Consider the following 18,009-nt stretch of genomic DNA (forward strand, 5'->3'; position numbering starts at 1 on the left):
ACCGACACTGTCCCTCCCCGACCCCTCACACCCTGCTCCGCTCCGGGCAGCAGCGGGCCCCCTGCTCCCCCCACGTCAGCAGCGGGCCCCCTGCTCCGCTACTAGCAGCAGCGGGCCCCCTGCTGCTAGTAGCGGAGCAGGTGATGAGGGAGCTGCGATCGGGGCACCGGGGGCGCGGGGCAGATGCGGTCGGTCCCCGTTCCACCGGGCCGGCCGGGCGGGAGCGCCCCCTGCTAGGAGCCGCCCGGAGAGTCGCCGCCCGGGCAGGGCGGGAGCGTGGGGGTGGCAGCCGGCTGCGCCGGCACGGGGCCGAGCCGTTTCCACGCGTTGCCGATGACGAGGTCGACGCTGTCGTCCTTGCGCTTGTCCTTGACCAGGACCGCGCCCGGCACATGCCTGGCGAGCAGCTCGGCGGACGACTTGCCCGACGCGCCGTAGCGGATCTCGGCGACCTTCTTGATCTTCTTCCGGAGCGGGTCGTTGGCGACCTTCCTGATCTTGAAGCCCCGCTCGGCGAGCACCTTGGACGTCGCACCCGCGAGTCCGTTGCGGGTCGTCGCGTTGTAGACGTTCACCGAGACGTCCGCAGGCTGCAGCGGCTGGGCCGGGGGGAGGACCGTCGTGCAGCTGGCGGACGGCTCCGGTGTGGTGTCCCGGAAGTAGCTCGACGCATAGTAGAAGGCCGCCGCGAGCGCCAGCACGAGCACCACGATCGTCACCGTGGTGCGGCGCTGGCGCTTCGCGCGGTACTCGTAGCCATCGTCCGGTTGCGTCATCCGGTCCTCTTGTCGCGTCCTCGACGTCGGGTGGCCATCTTGGTGGCGGCCTCGTCAGAGGGTACGTCAGGACAGCACGAGGACCCGCGCATGCAGGACGGCGCGCTGCTGCAGTGCCGCCCGCAGGGCGCGGTGGAGCCCGTCCTCCAGGTAGAGCTCACCCTCCCACTGGACACAGTGCGGGAAGAGGTCGCCGTAGAAGGTCGAGTCGGTGGCCAACAGGCCGCGCAGGTCGAGCGTGCTCTTGGTCGTGATCAGCTCACCGAGCTGGACCACCCGCGGAGGGACGCTCGACCAGTCCTTGACGCTCTGCAGCCCATGGTCGGGGTACGGGCGCGTGTCGCCGACGGCCTTGAAAATCACCGACCAAGCATAGGCGCCCACTACAGTGCCCAAGATGAGCGACGTCCCTGCCGCGCCCGCCACGCCTGCCACCGCCCCCGCCACGTCCACGCCACCTGAGGCACCCGAACCCGGTCTGCTCGACGAGATCCGGGCCGGCTACGCGTTCGACGGTCCGGCCCTGGGGTTGGGTGCTGCGGTCGTCGACGGGCAGGCCCACGCCGACGCGCCCGTGCGCATCCCGCTCGGTATCCTCAACCGGCACGGGCTGGTGGCCGGCGCGACGGGTACGGGCAAGACGAAGACGCTGCAGCTCATGGCCGAGCAGCTGTCCGACGCCGGCGTGCCCGTCTTCCTCGCGGACATCAAGGGTGACGTCTCGGGCATCGCCTCTCCCGGCGAGGGCGGCGACCGGATCACCGAGCGTGCCGAGCAGGTCGGCATGCCTTGGGAGGCCAAGGGCTACCCGACCGAGTTCTACTCCCTCGGTGGCCTCGGCAAGGGCGTCCCGGTCCGGGCCACCGTGACGAGCTTCGGCCCGACCCTGCTGTCGAAGGTGCTCGGGCTCAACGACACCCAGGAGAGCAGCCTCGGGCTGGTCTTCCACTACGCCGACAAGAACGGGCTAGCCCTGCTCGACATCAAGGACCTGCGCGCGGTCATCACCCACCTGACCTCCGAGGAGGGCAAGGCGGAGCTGAAGGCCCTCGGCGGCCTCTCCAGCGCCACCGCGGGAGTCATCCTCCGGTCGCTGATCACCTTCGAGGACCAGGGCGCCGACCAGTTCTTCGGCGAGCCGGAGTTCGACACCAACGACCTGCTGCGCACCACCACCGACGGCAGGGGCATCGTCTCCTGCCTCGAGCTGCCCCAGGTGCAGGACCGGCCACAGCTGTTCTCGACGTTCCTCATGTGGCTGCTGGCCGATCTCTACCACGACCTGCCGGAGGAGGGTGACCTCGACAAGCCGAAGCTCGTCTTCTTCTTCGACGAGGCACACCTGCTCTTCACCGACGCGAGCAAGGCGTTCCTGACCGCGATCCAGCAGACCGTGCGGCTCATCCGGTCCAAGGGGGTCGGCGTCTTCTTCGTGACCCAGTCCCCCAAGGACGTCCCCGGCGACGTGCTCGCCCAGCTCGGAAACCGGGTCCAGCACGCCCTGCGGGCCTTCACTCCCGACGACGCCAAGGCCCTCAAGCAGGCCGTCGCGACCTATCCGCACACCGCGTACGACCTTGCGGAGCTGCTGACCAGCCTCGGCATCGGCGAGGCCGTCGTGACGGTCCTGTCCGACAAGGGCGTGCCGACCCCGGTGGCCTGGACCCGCATGAAGGCACCGAACTCGCTCATGGACCCGTCCCCCGAGACGGTTGTCGACGGGATCATCGCCGCCTCGCCCCTGACCTCCAGGTACGCCGCGGTCGTCGACCGCGAGTCGGCCTACGAGCTGCTGGCCGCCCGGCTGCAGGCGGCGCCGACGGCCGGGCAGGTGCCGCCGGTCTCCTCGCCGCCGACCTCCCAGCCCGAGCCCGCCCCCGCCGCACCAGGCCGCGCGGCGAAGCCGGAGCCGGGCCTGGTCGAGCGGGTCGTCGAGTCCGCCGGGTTCCGCTCGCTGCTCCGCTCGGCCGGCACCGTGATCGGCCGGGAGATCACCCGCAGCATCTTCGGCACCTCGCGCCGGCGGCGCTGACCCACCACGCGCAGGGGTCGCGGTGATGCCGTCGAGGTCGTAGGTCTCGTAGCCGCACTGGCCCGTTACGCGCGCGGGTCGCGGCCCGCGCGCAGGTCACTCAGCGGCATACGGCGACTTGTAATGCCGCTCAGGCACCTCCCCGCGGAAGGCGGGCTGCCGCTTGGCCAGGAAGGCCACGACTCCTTCCTTGAAGTCGTCGCTGCCGTAGGCCCGCTCCAGCCTCGTGTCGTCGGCCTCGGCGTCGTAGTGGGCCCGCCCGTCCCGAAGCTGCTCCTTGGTGGTCCGGATCGTCAGCGGGGCGGCGTGCATGACCCCGGCGGCGACACCCCACACCTCGGCCTCGAGCCGCTCGGGCGCGACGACCTCCATGACCGCGCCGACCGAGGCGGCCCGGCGGGCGTCGACCATCCGCGAAGCCAGGAGCATCTCCCGCGTCAGCGGGTCACCGAATACCTCCGCGCAGCGCAACACGATCGGCGCGGACAAGGCGTTGCCGAGGGTGCGGGCGATCGGGAAGCCGAAGCGGGCGGTCGGGGTGGCGATGCGCAGGTCGCAGGCGTTCGCGACGGCGAGCCCGCCGCCCACACAGTGGCCCTCGACGGCCGCGATCGTCAGCTGCGGCATCCCGGCGATGCCGTCGAGCACGCCCCGGATCCGCGACTCGTAGGCCACTCCGTCCGCGCCGCTGGAGACGTCCGTGAACGACGAGATGTCGTTCCCGGCGGCGAAGGCGCGCCCACCGGCACCCCGGAAGACGACGACCCGCAGGGCCGGCGTGATGGCCGCGAGCTCGCAGATCCGCTCGAGCTCGGCGTACATCGCGGTCGTGAAGGCGTTGTGCTTCTCGGGCCGGTTGAAGGTCACCTCGATCGCGCCGAGCTGGCTGCGCAGGCGCACCTGCCCGCCGGCTCGCTCCGAAACAGGACCCCAGACAGGCGCGGCACTCATACGCCGAGCGTAGCCAGCCCGGCCCGCGTTCCGGCACCGCCGGCGAGGTTGCGGCCGCCCGGCCGGGATGGCCTCGTGTGCCCGGTCCGGTCCGCCGCGTGGACACGACGACCCGGGCCGGGTGAGGCTGGGGGTATGGCAACGGTCCGGCTGCACCTGCAGGAGTCGCCCGCCGGTGGACGTCACGGGACGCGCCCGCTGTGCGTCGGCGGGCTGCTGGCGCAGGCCGGGCTGCTCGGTGCGTTGGGCCGCGGGTCGCGGCTGGGCGTCACCGGTTGGCTGGTCGGGGGCCTGAGCGGCCTGGCCCTGAACGTGGCGGTGGCGAACGGCCTGCGGCGAACCGGTCCGGGCCCGGCCGACGTGGTCACCCTGGCCCGCGGCACGCTCGGCTGCGCCGTGGCCGGCCTCGTCGCCGACGGGTGGTCCGGTCGCCGGCGGTCACCGGCGCTGGTCCCCCTCGCCACCACGGCGCTGGTGCTCGACGCAGTCGACGGGGTGGTGGCCCGACGCACCCGGTCCACCTCGGCGTTCGGGGCCCGCTTCGACGGCGAGGTCGACGCCTGGCTCATCCTCGTCCTCAGTGCGCACGCGGCCCGGTCCCACGGGTGGTGGGTGCTCACCGGGGGCCTGGCCCGCTACCTGTTCGGTGCCGCCGGGCGGGTGCTGCCGTGGATGGGGCGCGACCTGCCGCCGCGCTACTGGCGCAAGGTGGCGACCGCGACCGAGGGCATCGCGCTCACCACTGCCGCGGCCCGGGTCCTGCCGCGCCGGGCGACGGGCCTGGCACTCACCGGCGGCCTGCTGCTGATCGCCGAGTCGTTCGGCCGGGACGTGCTCTGGCTCTGGCGTCGGCGGGGCCTGCCCGGATGACGCGGGGCGAGCGGGAGCGGGCGGCCCAGCCCGCCCGGGGCGAGGGCGCGGCGGAGCCCGGCCGGGTCGCGGCCGGATCGCTGCAGCGCCGTCGGCTCGATGCCGCGCTGCACCGCGCTCGGGTCTCGGCCTACCCACCCGGCGAGTACGTCGGGCAGGAGAGCTTCATGTCGGCCGGGGAGATCCTCGCGCTGGGCCGGCGCGCCGGCATCGGCCCTGGTGTCGACCTGCTCGACCTGTGCTGCGGCGTCGCCGGGCCCGGCCGCCATCTCACGCGCGAGTTGGGCTGTCGCTACCTGGGGGTCGACTGTGACCCGTCGGCGACGGCCCTGGCCCGGGAGCGGGCGGCCGGCCTGCCCTGCCGGTTCGTGACCGCGACCGTGCCGCCCCTGCCGCCCGGTGCGCCTGACGTGGTGCTGCTGCTCGAGACGCTGCTCGCGTTCCGGGACAAGCAGGTACTCGTCGGGCAGGTCGCCGACGCGCTGCGCCCCGGCGGGCGGTTCGCCTGCACCCTCGAGGAGGGTATGCCGCTGACCGACCGGGAGCGCGCGGCCATGCCGCAGGCCGACACCGTCTGGCCGGTCCCGTTGGCCGAGCTCGAGTCCCTGCTGCGCCGGGCCGGGCTCGCGGTCACCTGGTGGCAGGACCACAGCCCGGCCCACCTGGCTGTCGTCGATGCGCTCGTGGCCGCGTTCACCGAGCACCGAGCGCAGATCGCTGCCGAGCTCGGGGATTCGGTGGGTGACGGGGTGGCCGTGCTCGACGAGCTGTTGGTCGGGCATCGGCTTTGGGCATCTTGGCTGCGGTCCGGACGGATTCGCAAGATCGCGCTCGTCGCTGTTCGGAGCTGACCGCGCAGCGCCGTGGGCAGCCGTGTGAACAGCGCCGTGAACAGCGCCGTTCGCAGCGCCGCGAACAGTGTCGTGAGCCGTGCACCGTCGGCGCCGGCGCAACCTGTCCGTCAGAACACAACAAGTCCGCCCGGCCTATCCCGCCAAGCATGCATCGGCGCCACTGACCCGACTTGTTGCGTCTAACGAACGCGAGCCGGGCCGGACCCGGTCGAGGGCGGCAGCCCCAGCACGTCCACGTGTCCGATCTCGGCGTCGAGCCGTCCGGACCGAGCCCAGGAGAGCCGGTCGGCCAGCCAGGCCTCGATCCGGGCCGCGTCCCGGGGTTGCTGTTCCACGGCGGCCTCGGCCCGGCCGCACAGCCAGGCCTCGGCCAGCTCCCGGTCCGGTTCGCGCAGGCACCAGGGTGTGGCGACCACCGTGACGGCATAGTCCCGGTCGCGCAGCAGGTCCGCCACGAACTCGCCGGCATCCGGTCCGAGGCGGTCGGCGCGTCGCTGGTGGGCGTTGAAGGCCTCGCCCACCAGCTCGTCCGCCGGGTGGACCGGCCGCAGGTCCACCCGGCCGGTCACGGTCAGGCCGGCCAGGACCGCGGCTTGACTGTCGACCGCCGGGCCGACCAGGGCGTGGACCTCCCGGGGCGTAAGCAGGTCGAGCAGTGCCTGGCAGGTCACCGCGTCGACGGTTTGCCCGACCGGGACGTCGAGGTCTGCGACGGCCGGCACGTAGACGTCCGCAGCGGGGGGCACGGCGAGGTCCGCAGCGGCCGGCACGCCGACCGGCTGGGCGAGGTCCGCGACGACCGGCACGCCGACCGGCTGGGCGAGGTCCGCGACGACCGGTACGGCCCACCCTTGCGCGACCGGCTCGGCGCGTGCCAGCAGGTCCGGGTCGTGGTCGACCAGCCACCACCGTTGCCGTTCGAGGGGCAGCCCCAGCCGGGGCCGGAGCCACGCCGCTCCCGCGCCGGTGCCGGCACCGACGTCCACGAGCCGCGCCGGGTCGGCGGGGCGTCGGCGGCACAGCCAGCGCCCGAGCGCCTCGGCCAGGCCGGCCGCACACTCGGTGCGGGCCCGGAAGTCGGCCGGACCGCGAAGGGCCAGCCAGCCCGGGTCGACCCGCGTCACCTCGCCGAACCCTCGTGCTCGGTCCCACCGACGAAACGGTCGGAGAGGGCATAGGTCAGGAAGGCCACGTCGCCGATCTGCTGCACGCCGGCCAGCCGGCCGCGCCGGGCCGGGTGCCACGGGAACCGTCCGTCGTCGACGAACCGACGCGCTTGGCCGTCCCCGACGAAGACCGGCGCGACGACCAGGTGCAGCTCGTCCGCGATGTCCGCGACGAGGAACTGGGTCAGCACCCGGCCCCCGCCCTCGACCAGCAGGGTGTGCATCCCGCGCCGGGCCAGGTCGGCGCTGACCGAGGGCAGGTACAGCTCCGGGCCGGCGTCGACGATCGTGGCCCGGGCGCCGAGTCGGGCAACGGCGCGGGGCACGGCGCCGGAGGGGCAGTAGACGAGCCGGTCCGCGCCGGTCGTGAAGAAGGCCGCGTCCGGATCGAGGTCGGCTCCGCTGGTGACCGTGACCTTCGTCGGCGTCTCGGGCAGGCCGCGTGCGCGTCGCGCCGCCCGACGCTCGGGGTCGCGCACGAGCAGCCGCGGGTTGTCGCTGCGGATGGTCTGGGCCCCGACGAGGATCGCGTCGCACCCGGCGCGCACGGCGTCCACCCGGTCGAAGTCGGCGGCGTTCGACAGGAGCAGCCGGCCGCCGGTGGCGCTGCCGATGTAGCCGTCCAGCGAGATGCAGCAGCTGAGCACGGTGTAGGGCAGTGCGACGCCCTCCCGCCCGGTGCCGGCTCTCGGCAGCCCAGCGCCCTCCAGCCGGATGTCGGCCCGCGGCAGCCCGGTACCGCCCGTCCCGGTGGCGGCTCGCGGCATGGGATGTGATCGGTCCGGCGGGCCGTCGCGATCGTGTCCGGTGCCCGGCCGGTCCGGTGGCCGCGCGCGCTCGCCCACGCCGCGCTCGCCCACGCCGCGTTCCCCCAGGGCACGCTCACCCATGCTGTACTTCCCCCTGCCGCGTTTCCCCGCACCCCTGCTGCGCTCCCTCGCGCCCGTGCCGCGCTCCCTCGCGCCCGTGCCGCGCTCCCCCGCGCCCGGTCAGCAGCACCAACACCCCGGGCAGCGTTCCGACCAGTGCCAGCACGCCGTACAGGACGGAGACGGACAGCCCCTGGGCGCCGCCCAGACCGGCCAGACCGAACACCCACGCGGCGGCGCCCTCCCGCGGCCCCCACCCGGCCAGGTTGACCGGGAGCGCGCCGACGACGAGGACCAGCAGCGCCATCGGCACGAGCATCCCGGGCCGCAGATCAGGGTTGACACTACGCGCCGCGAGCAGGAAGACGACCACGTGCCCGCACACCGCGACCACCGAGGTGACCGCGATCACCGGCAGCGCCCGCGGCACCGCCCGGATGCCGCGCCAGTCGGCCGCGAGGATCCGTCGACGGCGAGCACCGGAGCGGTACCGGCGCCGCGTCCGGCCGAACAGCACGACGGCGCCCGCCACCAGGGCAAGCACCGGACCGGCCACCACCAGGGCACCCGCCCACGAGCCTTCGCCGAGCCCGCGCAGCCCGGCGAGCCCGTCACGCCATACGGTGCGCACCTGCCCGGTCAGGGGCGAGGGGACCATCGTGAGCACGGCGACGGCCATGAGCACCTGGACCACCTGCCCGAGCACCCGCTCCCAGGCCACGGTGCGCAGCCCCGTGGCCCGCGTCGCGGAGCGCTGCCGCAGCCCGCGGTCCACGTCGCCGAGCACCCCGCCGGGCAGCGTCGCGTTCAGCAGCTGCGACCGGAAGTATGCCGGGACGGCCTCGCCGATCCGCAGCCGCAGCCCGAGGCCGGCCGCGACCGCACACCACCGCCAGGCGCAGCACACGGTCGTCAGGACGGCCACGCCGACCGCCGCCAGGACGACCAGTGGGTCCACGGCCCGGAACGCGTCGAGCACCGGGGTGGAGCCGAACCGCACTGCCAGCAGGGCGAGTACGCCCATCGCGACCACGATCCGGACCCACCCCCGCCAGCGTGGGGGATGCTTCACGACGGGTGCAGCGGTGGCCCTCACCCTCCGACACCCCCCAGCACGCCCAGGCCGGGCGCCACGCTCGACAGGACGGTGGAAAGCAGCGCCGTGGTGTGGTCCCAGCCGGGCAGGCCGGGCCGGCGCCCCTCGGCTGCGGCGCGGAGCCGCTTGCGCAGCGCCGGATCGGTGAGCCAGCGCGTCAGCGCGCGGGCCAGCGCCGCGGGATCGCCGGGTGGCACGAGCAGCCCCGGCCGGGTCCCGTCGGGGGCGTGGCCCAGCGACTCCGGCACGCCCCCGAGGTCGCTCGCCACGACCGGGATCCCCCGCGCAAGGGCCTCGGCGACGACCATCCCCCAGCTCTCCGTCCGGGAGGGCAGCACCAGCAGGTCGGCCGCGCGGTACGCCGCATCGAGGTCGTCGCGACCGAGCGGACCGGTGAACACCACCCGCCCGGCGAGGCCGACCACCTCGACCGTGGCCCGCAGGTGCGCCACGAACGCCGGCTCGAGGTCCAGCGCACCGACGCACGTGCAGCGCCAGTCGCACCCCGGACGGGCGGCCATCAGCTCGGTGAGGGCACCGACCAACACGTCGAGCCCCTTCAGGTGCGTGACCGCGCCGACGCACAGCAGCCGCCCACCAGCAGCAGGTATGCCGCTCATCTCCGTCGCGTCGTGCCGACCCACCCGCGCGCCTGCCTCCCGAAGCCCGCCCACCTGCGTCGCGTCGTGCCGACCCGGGCGCACGTCTGTCTCGCCGGACCCGACCACCTGCGTCGCGTCGTGCCGACCCACCCGCGCGTCTGTCTCGCCGGACCCGGCCACCTCGACCACATCGTGAGCGCGTGCGTCCAGTGGCACCCGGTCCACGCCGGGGGTCGCGACGTGGACCCGATCGCCGGTGAGGCGGTAGACATCCACGAGGTAGCCCCGGGCCCATGCGCTGGTCGTGACGACTGCCGCAACCTGCGAGAGCATCCGCCGCTCGGCGTCGGCCAGCGTCGGCTCGACGGGGCCGAAGGGCATGTGGACCAGCACGACGACAGGCCGCTGGGCAGCAGCCGCCGCCACGAGGTCGGCTGCCCCCGAGGCGAGCAGCCCGTCCACCAGCACCACCGCAGGGTCGCCGCGACCGACCGGACCGGTCCGCAGCGCCGCGGCCAGCGCCTCGCGCGCGGCCCGGTCGGGGTGCGGCCAGCAACCGGGCACCGCAGTCTCGCGGACCGACCAGCCGAACGCCCGCAGCCCCGTGCAGACCCGCCGGTCGTACCGGTTGCCGCCGCTGGGCCGGCGCGGGTCGTCGACCCCACCGGGCAGCACGAAGACGACGCCCCTGTCGAGGACACCCTCGGCGACGACGTCGTTTGCGACGACACCCCCGGCCCCTATACCCCCGTCGGGCGCGGTCCTCACGAGAGCCCGCCCGAGGTCCGTGACCCCACAGTCCCTGACCCCGGGGCCGGCGCCGCGTGGAGTGCTCATCCCGGCTCCAGCGCCCGTTCGTAGGTCGCCCACGCGACCGGCGACTCGTGCACCGTCACGGCCAGCCCGGCCAGCCGCCGCGCGGCGCTGCCGAGGACCCCCGCCACGGCTCGTTCGGCCAGCTGGTCGGCGACGTACCGCGCCACTGCCTCGGTCGTCGAGTTGCGCCCGGCGAACACCGCCACGTCGTCGAGGTTGCGGCGGTCCAGCTCGTCGAGCACCTCGCGCAGGTGCGCCGCGGCCCGACCGATGTCGACTAGGATCCCGTCGTCGTCCAGGTTCGGGCCCCGGAACGCGGCGTCGACCACGAACGTGGCGCCGTGCAGGCGCTGGGACGGGCCGAAGACCTCGCCGCGCAGGCTGTGGGCGACCATGACGTGGTCGCGGACGGTCACCGTGTACATGACGCCTCACCCTCCACCGGAGTAGCTGATCGTGTGGCACACCGCCGGCAGGCTGCCGTCGGCCAGTCGGCTCGCCACCGCCGGCAGCTGCTCGAACGGCGACGTCCCGGTCAGCAGCGCCTCGTAGGCGGGGTCGCGCAGCAGCCGCAGCGCCAGCGCCAGCCGGTCGCGCGGGGTGCGCCGGGCCCGCCGCGCCGGTGCCACCCGGCCGACCTGGCTGGCCACGATCCCGAGCCGGGCCGAGTGGAACCGCCCGCCGAGCCCGACCTCGACCGGGGTGTCGCCGTACCAGCTCAGCTCGACCACCCGGCCCTCGTCGGCCAGCAGGTCAAGGGCCAGCCGCAGCCCGTCGGCGCTCGCGCTCGCGTGGAACACCATGTCGCAGCCGCCGACCCGCTCCGGTGCGCAGGCGAACCCGACCCCGAGCCGGTCGGCCACTTCCGCGCGCGAGCCGTCGACGTCATACAGGGTGACCTGCACGCCCGGGATGCCGGCCAGCAGCCGCGCGACGCAGCATCCCACCATGCCGGCCCCGACCACGGCGACCCGGTCGCCGACCAGGGGCGCGGCGTCCCAGAGCGCGTTCACCGCGGTCTCCACGGTGCCGGCGAGCACCGCCCGCCGAGCCGGGACTCCCTCGGGCACCGGCACGACCGCAGCGGCGGGGACGACGTAGGCGCTCTGGTGCGGGTAGAGGCAGAACACCTCCTGGCCGCGCAGCCGCTCGTCGCCCGCTGTCACGACCCCGACGCTGAGGTAGCCGTACTTCACCGGCCCCGGGAACTCGCCCTCCTGGAACGGCGCGCGCATCGCGGCGTACTGGGTGGGCGGCACCCCGCCCCGGAAGACGAGCCGCTCGGTGCCGCGACTGATGCCGCTGTAGAGCGTGCGCACCAGCACCTCGTCGGGCCCGGGATCGGCGACCGGCGCCGGGCGGATCTCGCCGCGACCGGGTGCGGCGACCCAGAAGGCCCTCGCGTCGAGCGGCAACCTGGCCCCCCTTTCCGCAGCCGGCGCCCGCGCCCCGATGTCGTGCTCCGCCCTCGTCTTCCAGCGCGGACTCCCGGAGCCGGGCGGTCGGGACCCGACGGTTCAGGCGTGTTTGTCTTGCAGTGACGTATTTACTGTAGACACATGAGTGTGGAGGCGTGCGGTGCCCTTACCCGACCCTGACCGCGTGGACCCCTCGACCAGCGCCGGGCGGGCCCGGAGGGCGCACCACGTCGTCGGTATGACGCTCACGGTGCTTTCCGGTGCGCTGGTCTGGGCGGCGCTGGCCATGCCCGCAGACCTGACCGGGCAGGGTGTCGCCGAGCTGCTCCGGCTGCCCGTGGAGGTCCTCGTCGTGGTGCTGCTGGCCCTGGTCCTGCCGCGCCGGGCGCTGCGGGTCGTCGCGCTCGTCCTCGGCCTGCTGCTCGGTCTCGTCGTGCTGCTCAAGGCCCTGGACCTCGGCTTCCACGCCACCCTGGACCGCCCCTTCAACCTGCTCACCGACTGGTCCTACCTCGGGCCGGCCCTGGGCGTGCTGACCGACTGGGTGGGCCGGACCCGGGCGCTGCTGGTCGCCGCCGCCGCGGTCCTGGCCGCAGTGGCGGTGCTCGCCGTGCTGCCGGCGGCCACCGCGCGGGTCATGGGCGCGCTCGCCGGGCAGCGTCGACGGGTCGCCCGGGCCCTGGCCGTGCTGACCGCGGTGTGGGTCGCCGCCGCGCTCACCGGGGCGGCGTGGTCGTCCGGGGTGACGGTGGCCTCGGCGAACAGCAGCCGGCTGGTCTGGGACAGCGCCACCCGGCTCCGGCACGACCTGGCCGACCATGCCGCCTTCGCGCGGCAGGTCGCGGCCGACCCGTTCGCCGCGGTACCCGGCGACCGGCTGCTGACCGGGCTGCGCGGCAAGGACGTCCTGCTGGTCTTCGTCGAGAGCTACGGCCGAGTCGCGCTGGACGACCCGGAGGTCGCCGGGGTGGTGCGCCCGGCGCTGGCCCGGGCCGACCGCGACCTGAACGCGGCCGGGTTCTCCGCCCGCAGCGCCTACCTGACCTCGCCGACCTTCGGGGGGGCGAGCTGGCTGGCGCACTCGAGCGTGGAGGCCGGGCTGTGGGTGGACAGCCAGCAGCGCTACGACCACCTGCTCGCGACCGACCGGCTGACCCTGGCCCGGGCGTTCGGCAAGGCCGGCTGGCGCACCGTCTTCGACGTGCCCGCGACGACCCGGACCTGGCTGGCGGGGCGGACCTTCTACGGGTTCGACAAGCTCTACACCGCCGAGAACGTCGGCTACCGCGGCCCGCGCTTCGGCTACGCGACGATGCCGGACCAGTACACCCTGCAGGTGTTCCGCGACCGCGAGCTGGCCCCCGGTCACCGGCCCCCGGTCATGGCCGAGATCGACCTGCTGTCCAGCCACTACCCGTGGACCCCGCCCCCGCCGCTGCTGCCGTGGGGCAGCCTCGGCGACGGGTCGGTCTTCGGCCGACCGGCCGGGGCGTCGCCCGACCTGCCGGGCGACCGGACCGCCGACCCACGGCAGATCTACGGCCAGACGATCGCGTACGCGATGCGCGCGCTGGCCTCGTTCGCGGCCACGAGCAACGACCCGAACCTGGTGGTCATCGCGATGGGCGACCACCAGCCGAACAGCTCGGTGACCCGCCCCGGTGCCAGCCACCAGGTGCCGGCGATGGTCATCGCGCACGACCCGCAGGTGCTGGACAGCGTCGCGGGCTGGGGCTGGAGCCCCGGCCTGACGCCGAGCCGGGACGCCCCGGTCTGGCCGATGAGCGCGCTGCGCGACCGGATCCTGACCGACTTCGGGTAGGGGACAGGGACCGGCACGAACGGGTCGGCGCGAACGGGTCGGCGCGACGGGGTCGGCGACCACGACGGGCCGGTCCGGCGTCGAAAGGGCGCGGGATCGGCGATGACATCCGGCCGCGACGGCGTTGTAGGTGAGGGGAGCAGCGCGCGATCTGAGGGTAGGTGCAGAGTTGAGAGGAGAAGGAGCCATGACGTTGCGGGTGATCGGGGCGGTGGTGGCACTGGTGTCCGCCGCGGTCCACTTCTGGGAGTTCGTCTTCAACGGGTACAACGCCCTGGCGGTGGTCGGGCCCGCCTTCGTCGTCAACGTCGTCGCGGGGGTCGTCATCGCGGTGCTGCTGTTGGTCTGGCACCACTGGGCGCCGTTCTTCCTGCTATTCGGCTTCGGCACGCTGACCCTGGCCGGCTTCGTCGTGTCGGCCACGGTCGGGTTGTTCGGAGTGCACGAGCAGTGGGCCGGGTTCCCGATCTGGGCAGCGGCGATCTCGGAGGCCATCGCGATCGTCGTCGGGCTGGCCGGGCTGGCCACACAGCTGCAGCGGGGGCACCAGACGGCTGCGTGAGTGGGGGGCGGTGGTCCCGACAGGGCGGCGGTAGTCCCGGCGGGGCAACGGGTGTCCGGACGGGCGATAGGCGTCCTGTCAGGGCAGGTCCCGACAGGGTGACAGGTCCCAGCGGACGATGGTTGTCGTGGCGCGGGTGGACCGGCTGGCGGGGACCGGCCCGACAGCCCGGGTCGGGTGGGCGCCCGAGCCCGCTGAGCGGCATACGTCGTCGGGCCCGGAGGGTTGGCACGGCGCAGCGAAGTTCGTAGCGTGGCAGGCACCGGGCGGCCCCGACCGCGTGGGCGCCCTCGCCCTCAGGAGGCACCGTGAACCCCCGACCCCCCGTGACTCCCGAGCTCGTGCGCACCCTCGCCGCGCAGGCCCGGCTGCCGCTCGACGAGGAGCGGGTCGCCCTGGTCGTCCCCGTGCTGCAGCTGGTCACCAGCCTGGTCGACCAGCTCGACGGGCTCGACCTGGGCGACGTGCCGCCCGCGACGAGCTTCGACGCGAGGTGGTCGTGATGCAGCCGTACGAGCTGACGATCACGCAGGCGTCGAGGGCGATCGCGACGCGGGAGCTGTCCCCGGTGGAGCTGCTCGACTCGGTCAGCAGCCAGATCGAGCGCCACGAGGCCCGGGTCGGCGCCTTCGCCACCCTCACCCTCGATTCCGCGCGGGAGGCCGCGCGGAGCGCGGAGGCGCAGATCCGCGCGTCCGGGCCGGCCGGTCCGCTGCACGGGATCCCGGTCGGCATCAAGGACCTCTGCGACACGGCCGGGGTCGCCTCGACCTCCAGCAGCCGCACCCGCGCGGGGCGGGTGGCCACCGCGGACTCGGCGGTCACCGCCCGGCTGCTTGCGGCCGGTGCGGTGCTCGTCGGGCAGACCCACACGCACGAGTACGCGTATGGCGTCATCACCCCGACCACGCGCAACCCATGGGACCTGGACCGGATCCCGGGCGGGTCGAGCGGCGGGTCGGGTGCGGCGCTCGCCGCGCGGATGGTGCTCGGCGCGACCGGGACCGACACGGGCGGCTCGATCCGGATCCCGTCCGCCCTGAACGGCACCACCGGGCTCAAGCCGACCTACGGCCGCGTCTCGCGGTACGGGATCACATCGCTGTGCTGGGCGCTCGACCACGCCGGGCCGATGGCACGCACCGTGCCGGACGTCGCGCTGCTGCTGCAGACCCTGGCCGGGTACGACCCGCGCGACCCGGGCAGCGTCGACGAGCCGGTGCCGGACTACTCGGCCGGTCTCGACGGCGCTGCCGGGCTGGCCGGGCTCACGTTCGGCGTGCCCACCAACTACTACGTCGCGCCCATCGAGCCGGACGTGGAGGCTGCGTTCCGCGCAGCGGTCGCGACCCTGCAGGACGCGGGGGCGAGCATCCGCGAGGTGGAGCTGCCGCTGGCCGGGACCTACCTGCCGATCGAGTACGGCATCCTGGTCGCCGAGGCCACCGCGTACCACCAGGGCACGCTGCGCGCGAAGGGCGAGCTGTACGAGGCGGACGTGCGGGTGCTGCTCGAGGCGGGCGAGCTGATGTTCGCCGCGGACTACCTGCGTGCGCTGCGAGCCCGGCAGCTGGTCAAGCTGGCCTGGCAGGGGCTGTTCGAGGGACTCGACGCGGTGCTCGCTCCCACGCTCTGCGCCACGGCGGTCCGGGCCGACGACCCGGTCGTGCGGTGGCCGGACGGTACCGAGGAGCCGGCCATCGACGTCTACGTCAAGGCCTCCGCGCCGGGCAACCTGACCGGCCTGCCGGCGCTGTCGGTGCCGTGTGGGTTCGACTCGCAGGGCCTGCCGATCGGGCTGCAGGTCTACGGCCGGCCGTTCGACGAGGCGACGGTGCTACGGGTCGGCGCCGCGTTCGAGGCGGCCACCGACTTCGCGAACCGGATGCCGACCGGGCTGGGGTGACGCGGGGTGTCACCTCTTGAGGTCGGCGGGACGCACCGTGACCGGGAACGGGCGGGTCGCCTCGAAGACCTGCGTGCCGGCCACGTGCGCGACCTGCACGTAGCGCCCATCCTCCAGCTCCCAGGCGGTCACCGTCATCGCGACCGGATCGACACACCAGTAGGCGGGGCATCCGGCCGCCTCGAGACGGTCGCGTTTGAGCGTGAGGTCGATGCGGCGGGTGCTCGGTGAGAGCACCTCGATCGCGAGCAGCGGCGGCCCGGGCAGCTCGCGAGGCGTGAAGTCCGCCGTCCGGGCCACGATCAGGTCGGGTTGCAGCTCCGTGTCGTCGGCGAGGGCGACGGCGAACGGCGCGAGGATGACCTCTAGGCCCGGGGGTGTCGCGGCGGACAGCAGCAGGTGCAGCTGACCGACGACGCGTTGGTGCCCCAGCGCGGGTGCCGGTGTCACGATGAGCACCCCGTCGATGAGCTCGTAGCGGTGCCCGTCATCCGGCATCGCCTCGAGGTCCGCTCGGACCAGCGGACGCGAGCGCGGCAGCGCTGTCATGGTCATCATCGTGCCTCCTTCGGGACATGGCTGCCACCCTGCCCGAGCGCGGCCCAGTCGCGCGCTCGTCGTCCACAGGACCTCACGCTCCTCGTGGAGCCGGCTGCTGGCATGCGGCTGGCGCGACGGTCGACCCTCGGCGCGGCTGCGCCGCCGCCATCCCCGCCCGTGGCAGGCTTTCGGCCATGGCCAAGAGCAGCACCAAGAGGCGTCCCGTGCGCCGCAACGCGACCCGGACGCGGGCGACGACCGCCCCACCGAACCTCGGCGCGTCGACCGCCCGCGGGGCGGACCTCGCGGCCCTGCTCGGCGAGCACCCGGACCTCCTGTCCGTGGCGACGGCGAGCCTTGCCACGACCCTGATGGCCGACCTCGCCAAGGCTCGCACCCCGTTGGCTGCGGAGCAGATCGTCTCCTCGGCATTCGGCGCCATGGAGCTGGACCTCCCGGAGGACATCGGCGAGGCAGAGGCACACGAGACGCATGCGGCGCTGATGCGCATGGTGATCGACTGGGCGATCTCGCTGGCGAGCTCCGAGGCCCTGGCGCTGCTCCGGGTCGCCTCGGTCATCGGACCGGCCGACAGCCAAGCCCACGCCACCGAGGCGGCCACGTCCCTCGCGCGGGACGGGGTTGCGGACCGGCCGTGGGCGGGTGTTGTCGGACACCCCGTCCTGCTCCAGGCCTGGCAGTACGGCGACGACTTCGGAAGTCAAGCCTCGATCGGCGCCCAGTTCGACTACCGGGGCCGCGAGCACGTCCTCATGGTCCTGGTCGACCATGACCTCGGCGGCGGCGTCAAGGACGCCTGGGTGGCCGAGGGGCGCCGCGCGAAGGGGCTGCGCGAGATGATCCGGGGGCAGATGGAGAGCGACCCGTTCACCTTCTTCGAGGACATCGACGCCGCCACCCTCGCGGACCTGCTCGGGGACGCGCTGGCGCGCCCCACGTGCCCGATGTGGCCGGACCAGGTCGAGGATGTCGCCCGGCACATCCACCTGGTCCGCTCCCGGGCCGAGCTCGTGGCCCGGCTGGTCGAGGCCACAGCACTCGATGGAGCCGGGGCAGAGCTCGCTGGCGCCGAGGCAGGGGTCGAGGACGTGCTGCAGATCAAGGTCGCGCTGCGCCATACGAAGCCTCCGATCTGGCGTCGGCTCGAGGTGCCGTCCGGGATCACCCTCGCCGACCTGCATGCCGTCCTGCAGGTCGCGTTCGACTGGTCCGGCGACCATCTGCACGACTTCGAGACGGTCACCAAGGGGCGCCGCCACGGCGAGACGTTCGAGGGCCCGGCGCTGAGCCGGATCCGGCTCGACTCGCTCGCCGGTGGCGTCGGGGACAGGCTCATCTACCGCTACGACTTCGGCGACGACTGGGTCCACGACATCACGGTCGAGGCCCGCCGCCCGGCCGAGGACGGGGCAGCCCGCCCGGTGGTCTGCACCGCCGGCCGAAGGGCGGCACCGTTCGAGGACACCGGCGGGCCTTACGGTCACGCCATGCTCCTGGAGGCCTTGACCGGCCGCGACGACCCCTCACGGGAGGACCTGAGCGACTGGATCCCGGACTGGGTCGACCCGTCGGCGTGCGACCCGGCCCGGTTCGACCGGTCCTGTCTCAACCAGGCCCTCGCCAAGCTGGCCTGACCGGCGAAGGCTCACGGTCTCGCAGATCCCTACCGACATCGGCACCGTCATCGAGCAGCCTGACGTCGCCGGAC

The 18,009-nt window shown here is 74.1% G+C and carries 18 protein-coding genes; 8 read left to right on the forward strand and 10 right to left on the reverse strand.

The annotated features are described in order from the left end of the window. Positions 1-233: 233 nt before the first annotated feature. Both WMI84_RS10465 and WMI84_RS10470 read right to left on the reverse strand, forming a co-directional pair. Positions 234-776 carry a LytR C-terminal domain-containing protein gene (locus tag WMI84_RS10465; RefSeq protein WP_347352880.1) on the reverse strand — a complete coding sequence of 181 codons (543 nt, stop codon included), beginning with the start codon at positions 774-776 and terminating at the stop codon, positions 234-236. A gap of 66 nt (positions 777-842) precedes the next feature. Beyond that, positions 843-1,139: a type II toxin-antitoxin system VapB family antitoxin gene (locus tag WMI84_RS10470; protein WP_347352882.1), complete on the reverse strand. Its 297-nt coding sequence runs from the start codon at positions 1,137-1,139 to the stop codon at positions 843-845. Between the two features lie 34 nt (positions 1,140-1,173). On the opposite strand from WMI84_RS10470, the gene WMI84_RS10475 reads away from it, so the two are divergent. Continuing rightward, positions 1,174-2,808, forward strand: coding sequence for a helicase HerA-like domain-containing protein (locus WMI84_RS10475; protein ID WP_347352884.1), 1,635 nt, complete (start codon positions 1,174-1,176; stop codon positions 2,806-2,808). A 96-nt stretch (positions 2,809-2,904) separates the two neighbouring features. Here the strand turns inward: WMI84_RS10475 and WMI84_RS10480 are convergent, their stop codons facing one another. Then, positions 2,905-3,759 (reverse strand): enoyl-CoA hydratase, encoded by an 855-nt coding sequence (locus tag WMI84_RS10480; RefSeq protein WP_347352886.1) that lies wholly within the window; start codon positions 3,757-3,759, stop codon positions 2,905-2,907. A 135-nt stretch (positions 3,760-3,894) separates the two neighbouring features. Between WMI84_RS10480 and WMI84_RS10485 the strand changes: the two genes are divergently transcribed. Then, a complete protein-coding gene (locus tag WMI84_RS10485) occupies positions 3,895-4,629 on the forward strand; it encodes a CDP-alcohol phosphatidyltransferase family protein (RefSeq protein ID WP_347352888.1) in 735 nt (244 codons plus the stop codon). Beyond that, positions 4,626-5,480: a class I SAM-dependent methyltransferase gene (locus WMI84_RS10490; RefSeq protein ID WP_347352890.1), complete on the forward strand. Its 855-nt coding sequence runs from the start codon at positions 4,626-4,628 to the stop codon at positions 5,478-5,480. Before WMI84_RS10485 ends, WMI84_RS10490 begins: the two co-directional genes overlap by 4 nt. Before the next feature lie 182 nt (positions 5,481-5,662). On the opposite strand, the gene WMI84_RS10495 is transcribed toward WMI84_RS10490, so the two are convergent. From WMI84_RS10495 to WMI84_RS10520, 6 genes are read right to left on the reverse strand one after another with little or no spacing between them, the layout of a single operon-like run. Next, a complete protein-coding gene (locus tag WMI84_RS10495) occupies positions 5,663-6,607 on the reverse strand; it encodes a hypothetical protein (protein WP_347352892.1) in 945 nt (314 codons plus the stop codon). After that, entirely contained in the window at positions 6,604-7,539 is a 936-nt protein-coding gene (locus tag WMI84_RS10500) for a dihydrofolate reductase family protein (RefSeq protein WP_347352894.1), read from the reverse strand. Before WMI84_RS10500 ends, WMI84_RS10495 begins: the two co-directional genes overlap by 4 nt. Then, a complete protein-coding gene (locus WMI84_RS10505; protein WP_347352896.1) occupies positions 7,532-8,614 on the reverse strand; it encodes a lysylphosphatidylglycerol synthase transmembrane domain-containing protein in 1,083 nt (360 codons plus the stop codon). The genes WMI84_RS10500 and WMI84_RS10505 overlap by 8 nt, the downstream gene beginning before the upstream one ends. After that, on the reverse strand, positions 8,611-10,053 hold the full coding sequence (locus WMI84_RS10510; protein WP_347352898.1) for a glycosyltransferase family 4 protein: 1,443 nt from the start codon (positions 10,051-10,053) through the stop codon (positions 8,611-8,613). The genes WMI84_RS10505 and WMI84_RS10510 overlap by 4 nt, the downstream gene beginning before the upstream one ends. Beyond that, on the reverse strand, positions 10,050-10,457 hold the full coding sequence (locus WMI84_RS10515; protein ID WP_347352899.1) for a 6-carboxytetrahydropterin synthase: 408 nt from the start codon (positions 10,455-10,457) through the stop codon (positions 10,050-10,052). Before WMI84_RS10515 ends, WMI84_RS10510 begins: the two co-directional genes overlap by 4 nt. Positions 10,458-10,463: 6 nt before the next feature. Then, positions 10,464-11,447 carry a zinc-binding alcohol dehydrogenase gene (locus WMI84_RS10520; RefSeq protein WP_347352901.1) on the reverse strand — a complete coding sequence of 328 codons (984 nt, stop codon included), beginning with the start codon at positions 11,445-11,447 and terminating at the stop codon, positions 10,464-10,466. Between the two features lie 187 nt (positions 11,448-11,634). On the opposite strand from WMI84_RS10520, the gene WMI84_RS10525 reads away from it, so the two are divergent. The 4 genes from WMI84_RS10525 to WMI84_RS10540 all read left to right on the forward strand — a co-directional run bounded on the left by WMI84_RS10525 (position 11,635) and on the right by WMI84_RS10540 (position 15,740). Next, positions 11,635-13,272: a CDP-alcohol phosphatidyltransferase gene (locus WMI84_RS10525; RefSeq protein ID WP_347352902.1), complete on the forward strand. Its 1,638-nt coding sequence runs from the start codon at positions 11,635-11,637 to the stop codon at positions 13,270-13,272. 187 nt (positions 13,273-13,459) lie between these two features. Further along, positions 13,460-13,834 (forward strand): hypothetical protein, encoded by a 375-nt coding sequence (locus tag WMI84_RS10530; RefSeq protein ID WP_347352903.1) that lies wholly within the window; start codon positions 13,460-13,462, stop codon positions 13,832-13,834. A gap of 308 nt (positions 13,835-14,142) precedes the next feature. Further along, the gene (locus WMI84_RS10535; protein WP_347352905.1) at positions 14,143-14,337 is read left to right on the forward strand and encodes a hypothetical protein; all 195 of its coding nucleotides are present in this window, start codon (positions 14,143-14,145) and stop codon (positions 14,335-14,337) included. Next, positions 14,337-15,740 (forward strand): amidase, encoded by a 1,404-nt coding sequence (locus WMI84_RS10540; RefSeq protein ID WP_347352907.1) that lies wholly within the window; start codon positions 14,337-14,339, stop codon positions 15,738-15,740. Before WMI84_RS10535 ends, WMI84_RS10540 begins: the two co-directional genes overlap by 1 nt. 9 nt (positions 15,741-15,749) lie before the next feature. On the opposite strand, the gene WMI84_RS10545 is transcribed toward WMI84_RS10540, so the two are convergent. Then, positions 15,750-16,298 (reverse strand): Uma2 family endonuclease, encoded by a 549-nt coding sequence (locus WMI84_RS10545; RefSeq protein ID WP_347352909.1) that lies wholly within the window; start codon positions 16,296-16,298, stop codon positions 15,750-15,752. Positions 16,299-16,474: 176 nt separating this feature from the next. Here WMI84_RS10545 and WMI84_RS10550 point away from each other — a divergent pair, with 176 nt between their 5' ends. Then, positions 16,475-17,935, forward strand: a complete 1,461-nt coding sequence (locus WMI84_RS10550) for a plasmid pRiA4b ORF-3 family protein (RefSeq protein WP_347352911.1) — start codon at positions 16,475-16,477, stop codon at positions 17,933-17,935. Positions 17,936-18,009: the final 74 nt, after the last annotated feature.

The sequence above is a fragment of the Intrasporangium sp. genome (assembly GCF_039812505.1).
Taxonomy (GTDB): Bacteria; Actinomycetota; Actinomycetes; order Actinomycetales; family Dermatophilaceae; genus Intrasporangium_A.